The sequence below is a fragment of the Bacteroidota bacterium genome (assembly GCA_030706745.1).
GTDB lineage: Bacteria > Bacteroidota > Ignavibacteria > Palsa-1295 > Palsa-1295 > PALSA-1295.
The window spans coordinates 1-13,179 of the sequence record JAUZNX010000024.1; the positions used below are offsets into that span (position 1 = coordinate 1).

The 13,179-nt window shown below is 54.2% G+C and carries 14 protein-coding genes; 5 read left to right on the top strand and 9 right to left on the bottom strand.

The window, feature by feature from the left end:
* Positions 1–236 precede the first annotated feature (236 nt).
* The 7 genes from Q8902_15785 to Q8902_15815 all read right to left on the bottom strand — a co-directional run bounded on the left by Q8902_15785 (position 237) and on the right by Q8902_15815 (position 6,752).
* Positions 237–1,196 (bottom strand): hypothetical protein, encoded by a 960-nt coding sequence (locus Q8902_15785; protein ID MDP4201015.1) that lies wholly within the window; start codon positions 1,194–1,196, stop codon positions 237–239.
* 15 nt (positions 1,197–1,211) lie between these two features.
* Positions 1,212–1,436 (bottom strand): hypothetical protein, encoded by a 225-nt coding sequence (locus tag Q8902_15790; protein MDP4201016.1) that lies wholly within the window; start codon positions 1,434–1,436, stop codon positions 1,212–1,214.
* A 65-nt stretch (positions 1,437–1,501) separates the two neighbouring features.
* Positions 1,502–2,056, bottom strand: coding sequence for a four helix bundle suffix domain-containing protein (locus Q8902_15795; protein MDP4201017.1), 555 nt, complete (start codon positions 2,054–2,056; stop codon positions 1,502–1,504).
* A gap of 72 nt (positions 2,057–2,128) precedes the next feature.
* Positions 2,129–3,106 carry a dihydroorotate dehydrogenase gene (locus Q8902_15800; protein ID MDP4201018.1) on the bottom strand — a complete coding sequence of 326 codons (978 nt, stop codon included), beginning with the start codon at positions 3,104–3,106 and terminating at the stop codon, positions 2,129–2,131.
* Complete coding sequence (locus Q8902_15805) at positions 3,103–3,885, bottom strand: dihydroorotate dehydrogenase electron transfer subunit (GenBank protein MDP4201019.1); 783 nt, start codon at positions 3,883–3,885, stop codon at positions 3,103–3,105. Before Q8902_15805 ends, Q8902_15800 begins: the two co-directional genes overlap by 4 nt.
* An 8-nt stretch (positions 3,886–3,893) precedes the next feature.
* Positions 3,894–6,278, bottom strand: a complete 2,385-nt coding sequence (locus Q8902_15810) for a tetratricopeptide repeat protein (protein MDP4201020.1) — start codon at positions 6,276–6,278, stop codon at positions 3,894–3,896.
* Positions 6,279–6,347: 69 nt separating this feature from the next.
* The gene (locus Q8902_15815; protein ID MDP4201021.1) at positions 6,348–6,752 is read right to left on the bottom strand and encodes a hypothetical protein; all 405 of its coding nucleotides are present in this window, start codon (positions 6,750–6,752) and stop codon (positions 6,348–6,350) included.
* 261 nt (positions 6,753–7,013) lie between these two features.
* Here Q8902_15815 and pta point away from each other — a divergent pair, with 261 nt between their 5' ends.
* The 3 genes from pta to Q8902_15830 all read left to right on the top strand — a co-directional run bounded on the left by pta (position 7,014) and on the right by Q8902_15830 (position 9,780).
* Entirely contained in the window at positions 7,014–8,042 is a 1,029-nt protein-coding gene (pta, locus tag Q8902_15820) for a phosphate acetyltransferase (GenBank protein MDP4201022.1), read from the top strand.
* Between the two features lie 98 nt (positions 8,043–8,140).
* Entirely contained in the window at positions 8,141–8,920 is a 780-nt protein-coding gene (gene surE, locus Q8902_15825; protein ID MDP4201023.1) for a 5'/3'-nucleotidase SurE, read from the top strand.
* Entirely contained in the window at positions 8,917–9,780 is an 864-nt protein-coding gene (locus Q8902_15830) for a permease-like cell division protein FtsX (protein ID MDP4201024.1), read from the top strand. Before surE ends, Q8902_15830 begins: the two co-directional genes overlap by 4 nt.
* Positions 9,781–9,838: 58 nt before the next feature.
* Here the strand turns inward: Q8902_15830 and Q8902_15835 are convergent, their stop codons facing one another.
* The gene (locus Q8902_15835; GenBank protein ID MDP4201025.1) at positions 9,839–11,188 is read right to left on the bottom strand and encodes a S1 RNA-binding domain-containing protein; all 1,350 of its coding nucleotides are present in this window, start codon (positions 11,186–11,188) and stop codon (positions 9,839–9,841) included.
* 141 nt (positions 11,189–11,329) lie between these two features.
* Positions 11,330–11,770: a thioesterase family protein gene (locus Q8902_15840; protein ID MDP4201026.1), complete on the bottom strand. Its 441-nt coding sequence runs from the start codon at positions 11,768–11,770 to the stop codon at positions 11,330–11,332.
* Between the two features lie 164 nt (positions 11,771–11,934).
* Here Q8902_15840 and Q8902_15845 point away from each other — a divergent pair, with 164 nt between their 5' ends.
* Both Q8902_15845 and Q8902_15850 read left to right on the top strand, forming a co-directional pair.
* A complete protein-coding gene (locus tag Q8902_15845; GenBank protein ID MDP4201027.1) occupies positions 11,935–12,243 on the top strand; it encodes a hypothetical protein in 309 nt (102 codons plus the stop codon).
* A gap of 9 nt (positions 12,244–12,252) precedes the next feature.
* Complete coding sequence (locus Q8902_15850) at positions 12,253–12,720, top strand: GyrI-like domain-containing protein (protein MDP4201028.1); 468 nt, start codon at positions 12,253–12,255, stop codon at positions 12,718–12,720.
* The last annotated feature ends 459 nt before the right edge of the window (positions 12,721–13,179 follow it).

The window sequence follows — 13,179 nt, forward strand, 5'->3', positions numbered from 1 at the left end:
AAAGCCCATGGTCTTACAGATGGCCGTCGCTCGAAAACTCATACATCTCCTCTATGCGATGGAAAAGCATCAACGGGCATATGACCCTAAATATCAAAAATCACAACGGAACGGAGGAACGAACTAATACGGTATCTCCGGGGCTATGAGAATTCTAAACACGACGCTAACCCAGGGTTCCGCTCGCAAGCTCGCTTCACCCTGGGCTGCGAGTACTCCGTCGCTTCGCGACTAAGTTACAATCGAAAATAGTCAACAACCTCATCGCAATGTGGTCTACAAGTAATCTCCTCTTTGCCTGCATCAAAGTATTGTGCAACTCGATCAAAAGTCCCGATGTCAATAAACTTGAGCAAACTATCGTAACGATAAGTATCAGTGTTGATACCTTTATTGCGGCGGAGTGCATTGAGCCAAAGATTGCAGATTACATCGGCGGCTTGAATTAAATGGCTGCTCGAGTCTTCTGTGGGTCTAAACTCTTCAACTACTTGATAGGGGAGCCGCTTGGAAAGCTTCCAAAACCTAACCACGTCGCTTGCTGGGAAGCGGTTCTGACTCGCTAATGATGCCCAGTCGGTCTTTTCGAACACTTCAATAACAGAATTAAGGGAGTTTGCGAAGCTCTCGTAGTGCGGTCGCTCATTCCTCGCAACAAAGCCATGAAAAGGAAGAACTTCATCCTGCCAACTTAAAACGTTACCAGAGCTATCTGGGTAGTAATTGAAGTGCTCGAATGCACCACCAAAGCGCTCGCGAAATAATAGAAAGTAAAAAATAGCAGGCATTCGATGCAGCGCGATCTTGCGGTCCCGATCAGAAACTTCTTGATAAAAATTTTGAATCACGTGCGTTGGATCTGCAAGTGCCCGTTCAATAGGTTTGGAAAGAACCTCAGAGTGCTTGTCACGCACCTCCTTTGACTCAAAATACGTAAGAACTTTCAGATTTCCGACCAGGACATAGTAAGCCACCTTCCTAAGAAACCACTCGTAGATCCGAATTTCACGACGCCAGTTATCGACGCTCGATGCATGAAATACATGCTTTGGAATTGTCCGATAAGTCTTTGAGAGGCATTTCTTTATTTCCGCTTCAAATTCAAGACAAGCATTCTCAGTCCCCCAAAGAAAAGTGGTAATTCGGAATGCGTTCTTGAATTTACCATCCGTGGAATCGCTGTATACGTTGACCATGCTTCGATCTCCAAATCACGCCTTCAAAAACCCCAACTCATACACCATCGGCTGGAGCTTCTCCGTCAGGGCTTTGTATGCCGATTCGAACGCTGCAAAGCTGACGGGCGCAAAATCCCCGCTCTCATTGCGGGCTTGCAGGGCTTCGCGGAATTGATACCAGCCCACCTCCGGATGGTTATGACTTGGCTTCGACGATGTCGGGAGGAACTCGCGCTCCGGGTCGAGTTGCTCACACACGTTAGCCGTGCCGCACAAGTCGGCATCCGAACAGCGTGGCCGGGGGATTAATTTACGAATGGGTTTTACCTGCCCCGTTGCTGCAACCGGACTTTCGTCATGCGTTCGCGGACACCGCCGTTCTTGATAAAGTCCTGATCGAGGCGTCGGATGTGGCGGTCGAGCAAGTAGTTCGCCTGATTGATGAGGCAGAGCGCGACGTTTGCCACGGCGTCTGCTGGCTTCGTCTCCCAGATATGCTTATAGGTTTTATAGGACTCGTCAAGAGATTGTGGAAGTCTGCGGACAGCAAGCGCCGCTTTGGAGTTCTTGTCCCACTTATTCAAATTGCGGACGCGTAGGTAGTCTTCGTAGTCGGCGAGAAGTTCTTCGAGACTTGCTCGCGCTACGTTGGTGAGTTTGATCTCCGTTTCCTTCGACGTGCCGGATGCCTTTGCGCCTTCGATGATATTCTGCTTCCCTGAGCGGGCTGCTTGTACCATCTGGTCGATGGTGCGGTCCCCTCTTCGGAGGAATCGCTCGCAGAAGTGGAAGGTGAGATCGTAGATGATCTCGGCCTTTTGGTAAGCGTAGAGGTCGCGGTAGCCGTGGTGCTCGATGAAGCCTGGAGGATTAGGCATGCCACAAAAATAGCGATAGATTCAATAGAATCTATGAAATCTATCAATTCTATAGATTCTATCTTAGACCCTTTACCAGCCAGCAGCTTTGAGTTCAGCCCTTACTGTGAGCGAGTTCACAAGCTCCCCAACCGCCGCGATCTTTTGCTTGTGCAGATACTCCACAAGGCCATTCGCCACGCGAATGCCTGCATCGGGATGGACAAAATTCGCGGTGCCAATCTGCACCATGCTTGCGCCGGCAATGAGAAACTCGACTGTATCCTCCGCCGTGGCGATTCCGCCGATGCCGATGATCGGCAGTTTGCACGCCTTGCGCGCCTGATAGACCTGCGCCAGCGCGATTGGCTTGATCGCCGGGCCGGAGAGACCGCCGGTGACAGTATTGAGTCGCGGCTCGCGGGTGTAAATATCAATCGACATTCCGACGAGCGTGTTAATGAGACTGATCGCATCCGCACCGGCGCGCTCGCAGGCCTGCGCGAACGGCGCGACACTCGTGACGTTCGGCGTGAGCTTGATGATGAGTAGCTTGTCGGTCGATTGCCGCAGGAGTGCAGTCAGCTCTTCGGTGCGCTCGACCGATGTGCCGAAGGAGAGTCCACCATCTTTTACATTCGGGCAACTAATGTTGATCTCGTAGCCGACAAGATTTGGCGTCGCATGCTCTTCGATGTGCTCGAGCACATTGCGGTATTCTTCCATCGAACTCGCCGCAATATTCGCGATGATCTTCGTGTCGAACTTTGCGAGATAGGGGAGCTTCTCACTCACGAAGCTGTGCACTCCGACGTTCGCCAGCCCGATCGAGTTGAGCATCCCACTCGCCGTCTCGATAATGCGGTGCGGTGGATTTCCCGGACGCGGCTTCCAGCTTACCGACTTCGTAACGATGCCGCCAAGCTGCTCGATGTCACAGTACTGTTTCGCTTCGGCGCCATAGCCGAAGGTGCCGCTCGCCACGAGCACCGGATTCTTGAATTCGACATCGCGCAACCGGACTCGCATCTCGGGATGAGCCTGTCCGTTCGACTTAAAACCTTCCGTCATATCGTAATAGCTTCAGCGGAAAAGGAGGGGCCGTCGACACACACCAGCCGGAAGCGTTTGCCGGTCTTGTTAAATGTATCCTCATCGGTGAGCACGGGGCATCCCTGACAAATTCCGATGCCGCATGCCATTTCTGTTTCCAAACTCAGTTCGCACGGTATATCGAACTCACAGCCAAGTTGTGCGGCGGCGCGCATCATGCCGGTCGGTCCGCACACAAACAATTTCGGACGATCGATGAGACCGGCCTTCAAATCGTTTCGCAGCATCTCGATAACCGAGCCGTGAAATCCCTGCGAGCCATCATCGGTGGCAAGATGCAAGTTCTTCAGGTCTTGCAGGGCGAGCAGATCTTTCGTGCGCGCACCGTAATAGGTCTGCACCGGAAGTTCTTCGCGAAGTAGCGCCCGCGTAAGCAAGAGCATCGATGCAACACCGACACCTCCCACGACAAGCACCGCCGTGTTGAAATCGCCTGACTTATAATTCCATGGATTGCCGAGTGGCCCCAACACATCGAGTAACTCACCCTCAGCAATGCTCGCAATGAGATTCGTGCCGCGTCCATGGGCCTGCACGATAATCTCAGCCTCATCGCCATCAGTATTATAGACAGAGAATGGCCGGCGAAGCATTGGGTCGTTCGCTCCCGCTCTCGGAAGCACGTTAACAAAATGTCCGGCGATTGTTTCTCTGGCAATCTTCGGATTATGGAAACGGATCGTGACCAGCCCCGGCGCAAGTTCGCGCCGGCGTGTAACTTTGGATAGAGCGGTCAAAGGTTCTATCATTTAAGTGGTACAGTTTGCGTTGAGTCGAGGGGGAAGTGCGGTGGCGCTCCATGCTGATTACCAGGCATTCCAAACCGTCCACGAGGACTGGTCTGCGGCCGAGACCGTGGCGGCAGTCCCCGTTGGGTCGGTTGCTGCCCGGGCTGGTTCAACATGCGTGGTGCCCGCTGTTGGTGTTGGCCTGGCTGAATTTGTGTCGGATCGACTGGCGGTGGCTGACCGTGTGGCGCCGCGTTCGTTGCGTCCGCAAAGCGCGGATGCAGTGCGAGTGCATACACGGAATATGGATAGTCATGCATGACGCGCTTGTAATAGACAACGGCGCTGTCGTATCGTGCCGAGTCCTCATAGCTGAGTCCGATCGCATAGAGCGAGCGTGGCGCGGCATCCTCCTCCGGAAAACCCGCCACCACGGCAAGCAGCGATGCCTTCGCGGCGTCGAGACCATGCTCGCGAAGGGTCGCGTATGCGGTTTCATATGCGGTCTGGCCTGGAGTGCGTTTGATCTTATTCGGAAAGAGCATGCGCGCCTGCTCGGCATAGACGGTCTGTCCATAATGCGCCAGCAACTCATCGAGCAGCGAATCGCCCGCTGCTATTTGCTTGTCATGATATTCCAGTTGCATTTGCGCGTACATCGCTTGCGCGCGCATTGCGGAGGCGGCAGTATCGGACTTTGCGAACGCGACGGCGAGTGCCGCATTATACTCGGCACGTGCCTGCGGAATTTCCAGGAATGTCTCGTACGACCGACCCAATTGATAATGAGCCGTGGCTGCCAGGAGTCCGAGGCTGTCGAGCGATCGTGCGGTGTCAGACACCACAAACGCTGCTCCGCCCGGCTGTTGCTTCTGAAGCTGCGTGTAGACCTTTTCGAACTTCGCAGAATCTTCTTTGCTCATCACGGCGGGCGCTGTCGGCTGGAAGCGGCTGCCAAGCACTTCCTTCAGTGCCTTTATTTTTAAGTCCACTTCCGCGCGGGCTGGACCCTTCGTGTTGAAGCGCGCAATTTGTGAATCGACGCGTCCCAACTCCGTCCGCCATTTCGCGAAGCTGGCCAGTGAACTTGCACGCGTTGAAACGTAATCGTTCATCGCCGGGGTGGCGAAGTCCTTGGTATTAATGAGCATCGCTGCGGCTTTGGCCGCGGAGTCATAGAGCCCCATTTCGCGGTACATTTCCGCTTCGCGGAAATGCGAATGCGCGATCATCATCGCGCTGGAATTCCGAAATGCCGTGTCGATGGCAAAATACTCGAGATGAAGAGGAGGATGAAATCCGCTTTTGAATTGAGGAGTTCGGAGATCGTTTGAAACCGCATGGCGTGCTGCATACTCATCAGTCAATGTGAGTTCATAGCGTGCCGCCGCCGCCGATGCGCTATACTTGAGCTTATCGATCACCGCTCGCAACTCCGTGCGGGCTTCATCGAACTTGGCTTCACGGCGGAGCGCCATCGCATGATCGATATGCGCCTCACCGGCGAGCCAATCATCTTTCGTCGAATTAATGGCGGTGGTGAATGCGCGCTCGGCTTCCGGCCACTGGCCATTCATGTAATCCAGTGCGCCCTCTTCAAATGCCAGTTTTGCAAGATCTTGACCCGATAGATCTTCTTCAGCTTTGCGAAGCTCTTCGCCAACGGCCGTGAGCGAATCGGGGTTCTTCGCATAGATATATTCCGCATAAGTGCGGTGCACTTCCGCCAGCGCGTTCTTATCGCCAGATTCATTCGCTCGCTGGAGTCCAACCGTTAGAGCCATTTCCGCTGTGTCTAAGCGTCGGTCGGCGAGCATGGAACGTGCGAGCAGGACCTGCACCTCGGCGCCATATTTTGTATCGGGATACTTATATAGCAGTTCGAGAAACTTCCGGCGTGCGCCAGCAAAATCATTCTTGTAGTATTGCGCCTTACCCACGACAAACAGCGCATCCTCGATGTATTTGTTCGGCTTCTTATCCGCGAGAATCTTCGATCCGAGAATGATCGCCGAATCCAGGTGCATGTTCGTCACCTCTTTGGTCGAGCCCAGCACGCGCGAAAAACTGGGAGCAACGGCTTGCGTGCGGCCTTCATAAAGTGCACGCTGGCGAAGATCGTACTCCTCATCGAGCCAGCGGTGATTTTGTACCGCAATCGCGCCGTTCGGGTTGGGAGCCACGATCGTCCGCTGCTGCTCCTCGTAGGCCGCCAGATGTGTTTGCGCGAGATACAACGTATTGAAATACGTCGAGAAGTTATGCCAGAAGGTGCAACCGCCGATCGTTGCTACCAGTAGCAACAGGCTCAAATGACGAGTGACGAATGACAAATGACGAATGGGATCTCTGAGAAATCCATCTTCATTCGTCATTCGTAATTCGTAATTCGTAATTGGCATTGCGTCGTGACCTGTTTCAACGCTCCCACGTCGATTTCGTTCAAAAGTTACGATACTCGCGTGCAGGCGCTAATTTCCGAGTGTGATACTGCCCAATCGCGATTTATTGGCCGACGCAGCCGGTGCAGAAGGGGCTGGCAAGGGGACAGGAGCAGATTCAAACGCCTCGGGTTCCTTCACCCAGATTCCGTCACCAACGATAAGCGTGACCTTCGCCGCCTCAATACCTTCGTGTGCAGAGATCACCGCTTGTTCGACCTCCTTGAAGTCAAACGAAATGTGCACCATCTCACCCTTCACCTCGCATGGTCCGAACGCCCGAACGTCCTGATTGTCCGACCGCTTGACTTCGAGCATAAAACGGTCTGCGCTCGTCGTTTCGAGCAATGCATCGGTCGAAGCAAGCGTGAATTGCTTCTGAAAGGCTTCCAAGGTCGCAAGGAATGTGCGCTTATCAAACGTTACTTCCGTCATGGCTCTGGAGAACAGATTGGGCGCGAAATGGTGCTGAAATTCAACAAAGTAGCTTTCTCCAAAGATTGAGGTGAAACCGGAGTATTTCATTGTTAACAAGTGACGCGAAATTGCGATTATCATGCTCGCGACTATAATGGGAATGCTTCGTCGAGCTCCGCACTCTTTGCAGTGACGATTGGAAGGTCCATTAGCCTAAGCAGCGCAATCCGGGTTCAGACGGTCAAACCCAATAATCCCGCATACTGTTAGACGCGCGGCATGGCCACACGTATACTGGAGGAGATCGAGACCAAAGCTCGCGGATTGCAGCGGCGTATTGCGCTATGTGACACCTCGGATGCACGCATTCTCGCTGCGGCGCGGACGGCCTTCGATCGCGAGATTGCTCGGATTGCTCTCATTGGCGAGCGCGATGTCATTGAGCGAGTTGCTCGAGATGCGAATGTGAATCTGCGAGGCATCGAAATCATCGAACCGAAGCAGTACAAGCAATTCGATACGCTTGCCAACTGGTATTATCTTTCGCGATTAGGTAAGTTAGCTTCGCTTGAAGCAGCCGCTGCCGAACTCCTCGCGAGCGATTTGCTCTTCGCGGCGGCACTGGCCAGCACGGGCGAAGTCGATGGGGTGCTCGGGGGGTCGGTCTCGACCACGGGCGAAGTCATCCGCGCCGCACTGAAGGGGATTGGACTCGCCGAAGGCCTTTCCATTCTTTCGAGTCTATTCCTCCTCGATTTTCCAGCGATCGCCGGAAGTCGCGCGGAAGAATTCGTGCTCGTGTTCGCCGATTGCGCCGTGGTGCCCGATCCAACAGCCGAGCAACTTGCCGATATTGCCATTGCGACTGCGGCAAGTTACCGCGCACTGACCGGAAGCGAGCCGCGCATTGCGATGCTCTCATTCTCGACCAATGGCAGCGCAACCAGCGTCACAACGGAAAAAGTAAGAGCGGCAACAGCTCTGGCAAAAGCCAAAGCGCCGAAGCTCATTTTGGATGGCGAGATGCAGTTCGATGCGGCGTTCATGCCGGATGTCGCACGACGGAAGATGCCGGAAAGTCCAGTGGCAGGACGGGCGAATGTGTTTATTTTTCCGAATCTCGATGCCGGGAATATCGGTTACAAGATCGCGGAGCGCCTTGGCATGGCGCAGGCCATTGGACCCATCCTGCAAGGATTGCGCAAACCGATGAACGACTTATCGCGGGGCGCGAGTGTTGGCGATATTGTGCAGATGATCGCAGTGACGGCAATTCAGAACCACGATGATGCGGATTCCACGGATTGATTTTCGGGATTAATGTTTGCTACCTTGGGCCTGTTGAATTATCGTTGTATATCTAATCGAGTAAATCAATCCGCATCATCCGCGTAATTCAGGTTCAAATGAATATTCTAGTCACCAACGACGACGGCATCAACTCTCGCGGTATCTACGATTTGGTCGTGGCGCTGCGGGAAATTGGTGATGTCATCGTAATGGCGCCCCTTGGCGAGCAGTCCGCTGTTGGACATGCGCTCACCGTGAGCTTGCCCTTACGCGTGACCGAGTTTCACAAGAACGGCGGATTCTTCGGCTTTGCTGTAAGTGGGACACCAGCCGATTGTGTCAAGCTTGCTCTACGGACTTTTTTAGATGAGCGTGGATTGCCCAAGCCGGATATCGTTGTGAGCGGCATCAATCATGGCCGCAACACGGCTGTCAATATTATCTATTCGGGCACGGTGAGTGCTGCGACGGAGGCGACCGTGCTCGATGTGCCCGCCATCGCAGTTTCGCTCACGAGCTATCATCCGGAGGCAGATTTTAGCGTGGCTGCTGAATTTATGAAACGATTTACGCCGCACGTTGCACGGACTGGTCTGCCGCGCGGGACCCTGCTGAACGTGAACGTCCCCGCCATACCCACACAGCAAATTCGAGGCGTGGCATACACTCGGCAAGGTGCATCGTATTGGGAGGATGAATTCGAAAAGCGCATCGATCCGCAGGAGCGACCGTATTACTGGCTGAAAGGTCAGTATGTGCTTGAAGACAATGCCCATGACATCGATGATATCGCGATCCGCGAAGAGAGGATTAGTGTGACGCCGATCCATTACGATCTCACGAATTACCAGTTTTTGGAACAACTCCGCAGAGACTGGCCGGAGAAATTCGAATGAACTTTGTAATTCGAGAGACTTGGCGCGCGATTCGTAATGCACCGATGACATGGGTGATGAGTTGCATCACACTTGCGGTTGCGCTCTCTGTGACGGGACTCTTTGCTGGTGCGGCGTGGAAAGCCCGCATCGCTCTCCGAACGGCTCGTGAGACATTACCTATCGAAGCATTCTTCGATCCGAATGTCTCCAACGATGATGCACAGGCTACCATTGACCGTGCGATCAAGCCCTTACCCGGACTCCGGTCCGTTACATTCACATCTCGCGAGGCGGCGTTAGCGGACTATTCCAGTAGCACCGGCGAAGACGTCGAGCGAATTCTCGGACTGAATCCGTTGCCCGCAAGCGCGACAATTCGGCTCACGAATGCTACTTCTGCTGGTGCCGAGCACATCATCGAGCAACTTCGAGCAACGTCAGGTATTGCCGAAGTACGGGCGGACATCGATCTGCTTCGGGTTCTCGAGGATCGCTCGCGTTCGGTAGCACGGTTTGCGCTGGTGGTTGGCGGATTGTTACTGGCTTCTTCAATCTTTTTTCTCGTCACCGCCGCGCGACTGACCATGATTGCACGCGCAGACACTGTGCGGGTGATGCGACAACTTGGCGCGCGACATTGGAAGATCGTCCTTCCGGTGGCCTTCGAAGGAAGCTTGGCGGGGTTGTTCGCAGGAGTCATTGCCGGCGGACTGCTTTTCGTCTTTATGAAGAATTCCGCTGGAATCAGCGGAGTCTTCATCGCCGCTCCACAATCGAATCATTACGCATTGTTGCTCGGCGCAATTAGCGGTATCGGACTCCTGCTCGGCATGATACCGGCAACGGCTATCGGATTTGCCGCAAGCCGCCGCAGATAAACGCTCTCGGTTCCGATCTTCGGCGTAGCGAAGTGCTGCGCCGCCTGAGCGTATCAGATCAATTACCTTGGGCTTCGAGCTGTGCCTTGAGGGCAGCCAGAGAATCAGAGAGTGAATAACGCGACTCGTTCGGAGCCGCGCGATACTCGCGTAAGGTCGTGCGCTGAGCTTCGCGCTCAGCGGCGATGAGCGAAAGCGTGATGCGCGGCCCTCCATCGCGGTTGCCTCGACGGTCGAATTCGATTACGCGCAGTCCTTCGAGCGGCTTGCCAGCTTTAAAGACGTCTTCCAATCGTTCGATCCGATCGTGGGAGAGTTCGCGCCGCGGGATGAATCCTTCGGCACCATGTGCCAACGCAACCACAAGGCCTCCACGGGTTACTTCCTTGATTGTCCCGTCATGATCGGTGTTCGGGCGGAAGGTACTTTCGATAATGCGGGCCGGATTCTCGATCAGCAACTTGCGGCTGGCAGTAATCCGCCGGTCGGCTGGGTCTACTGTCAATAGCCGGACCTTCAGTTCATCGCCAACACTGAGAACATCATTGACGGAGTTGATGCGCTCCCAGGCAATCTCGGACATCGGCAGGAAGCCGATAAGTCCATTTGGCAATTCGATCTCAGCGCCGTGCGTGCCGATTGTGGCGACCTTTACATCCAGCACTTGCTCGGGCTTGTACTCATCGTATTGCTCGAGTTCGGGATCGGGGGTCAGGTGCCGAATGCTGAGTTGCACGTGACGACGCCCGCGATCCAGACTGATTACTTTTGCCTGGACCAACTCACCACGTTTCAAAATCTCATACGGATGCTCGAAGTGCTGCCACGAGAGATCGCGCAGCCGAATAACGGCATCGATGCCAGGGCCAAGATCGACCAGGACATTATCCTTGCTAAACGACTTGACTTTCACCTCGATCACATCACCGACCTTGACATCCTTCATGCGCTCGCGTCCGGCGTTCCGCAGTTCTTCTTCGATCACGGCGCGATGGCTGACGGTCACGCGGCGCTCATCGCCGAGTGTACTGGCGCGAACGTTCGTGATCTGGACCGGCACTGTCTTACCAAAATAATTTGCAACGTTGCGGTTCGGATCGCGGTCGATGTTATCGTTGGGCATAAATGCCATCACCAGGGCATTTCCATTGCTGCCTTCGATCTCTACTTCGAGCCCGTTGCGTTGCCACTTGACGATACGCGCCGGAACGGACTCTTTCGTGCGCATTTTTTCGCGAAGCCATTCCAGCGGATCGGCCGCCGGCGTGGAGGCGGCAGCAGTGGGTTCCGCGGGATCGGACACCCGGGTTGCCGAAGAATCCTGGTTGGCAGGTGCCTCCTCGGAAATATCGGTGGGAGTAGCGATCGGGGGTTCGGTTGCGACGAGATGTTCCATAGGTTCAGTCATTGGGCTGTGGTGGATGATCCGCGGGTTTGATCGGCCATCCCCCGCGTATCATCACGCGGAAAGTGCAAAAGGCGCGAAGCGGGAAGGCAGTTCCAATTCTATATCACGAAGTGCGAACTGTCTTAATAATGACACGCGCGACTACCCGTTTGTTACGAGATAGGCCTGCAATGCATCCCGTAATCGGTCCGGAATTGGGGCCGGACGGTAGTATTCGCGATCGACGGCCACGAGTACGCAATGGCCAGTCACCAGCCGTTCGCCGATTCGGCCCTGAGTCGAAAGTGCGCGGTCCATTTCGAATTCCAGCCGAAATGACGTCGTACCGATGTGGGTTACCCAGAGGTGAGCGCGGATCAAGTCATCCAGAAAGGCGGGGGCTTCAAAATCGACATGAAATTGCGCGCGGACGGCATACATATTCAATTGTTCGTTCGCCATCGAGAATGGAAAACCCATTTCCCGAAACATTTCTGTCTCGGCGATCTCGAAAAACCGAACATAACTGCCAAAATAGATGATACCGGCCCGATCGACATCGGACCAGCGCACGCGCTCTTCAATAGAGAACCGAGATGCCACGGATTTTGAGGAGATTAGGATGATAGATTCTGAATTTTCAGCGACGCTGTGGAAACTATTAATCCCGTACAAACGTCCCGCTGGTCGCTTCTACGGATTGAAACAGAATCCTACGAATCGATTGGCGTAACCCGCAACATTAGTGTAATCCAGGTTCAGATCATATGCAACTCAATCAAGAAGGCCACGCGCGGCTTCAGGCGCATCTCCAGAACGTTCTTCGTAATCCGTGCTCCGTCTGCGGCGGTGCCCAATGGCAGGTCGAGGACACCATGTTCGAACTTCGCGAGTTCGCCGGCGGCGGCGTCGCCGCGCAGGGTGCCGTCAAACCCGTCATTACTGCAACCTGCAATAGCTGCGGGCACATCCTCTTCATGAGTCCGTTGACGACAGGCATTGTTCAAGTCGGTCAACAGCCTGCTGCTGCTCCCGAATCCGTTGTCGTCGAAGAGACCAGCGAGACGATTCAGTAATTACTCGGGATGGAGACGCCTATCGAGCGTCCTGCATTCACCGTTGCTGGCTTCTCTGCGCGCACAACAAACGCGCGCGAGATGTCCGGCGAGGGCGTGATTGCCGCCATGTGGCAGCGCGTCCTTTCCGAAGGGCTGATTGAGAAAATTCCTAATCGTGTCGATGACAACGTGATCGCGCTCTATTCGAATTACGAATCGGATCTGAATGGCGAGTACGATTTTCTAATCGGCGCACGAGTGAAGACAGCTGAGTTTATCGCTGGACTGACAGTTGTGACTGTTCCATCCGCTCGCTATGCTGTCCTCCATTCGGAATCCGGTCCATCATGGAAGACGGTGCCGGAAACGTGGAAGAAGGTCTGGGAGACGTTCGGTGAGGAACGCTCATACATCGCCGACTTCGAACTCTACGACGGTCGCGCCGCCGACCCGCACAACATGGTTGTGGAAGTGTGGGTCGGAGTCAAAAGATGATGGAGATCTTTCTAAGATAGCAGATCAAACTTCGAAAAGCAATCTAATTCCTGATTCCCTCAGGAATCTACCGCGCCAGTCCATTCCGCATCTTGCATACAATTTCTTCTTCCGAGGCATCGCGCTCCGTAATTGCCTCGCTGTTAGTAAGTTGTTATAGCCATTCTATCCAGCAAAATTGATCAATCATCTCCTTGCTATCTGTTAGCACGATATGGCAAGTGCGGCTTTGGAATTATCATTGGGGTCGATTGTAACTTACTCTTTTTAAAACCGGACAGCCCGGCCATTCTGGCCGGGCTGTCTCGGAGAAATCACTGGGAGTCGGTTTTCGACTCTTCGCTTATTCAGCGATCGGTTATTCAGCGATCGCTTTATTGCGTTCTCGTCACTTATTTCGCGACGGTGAGCTTGTTGGTCATCGAGACGGTCTGTCCATTTGCATCCGTTGTGCGGAGC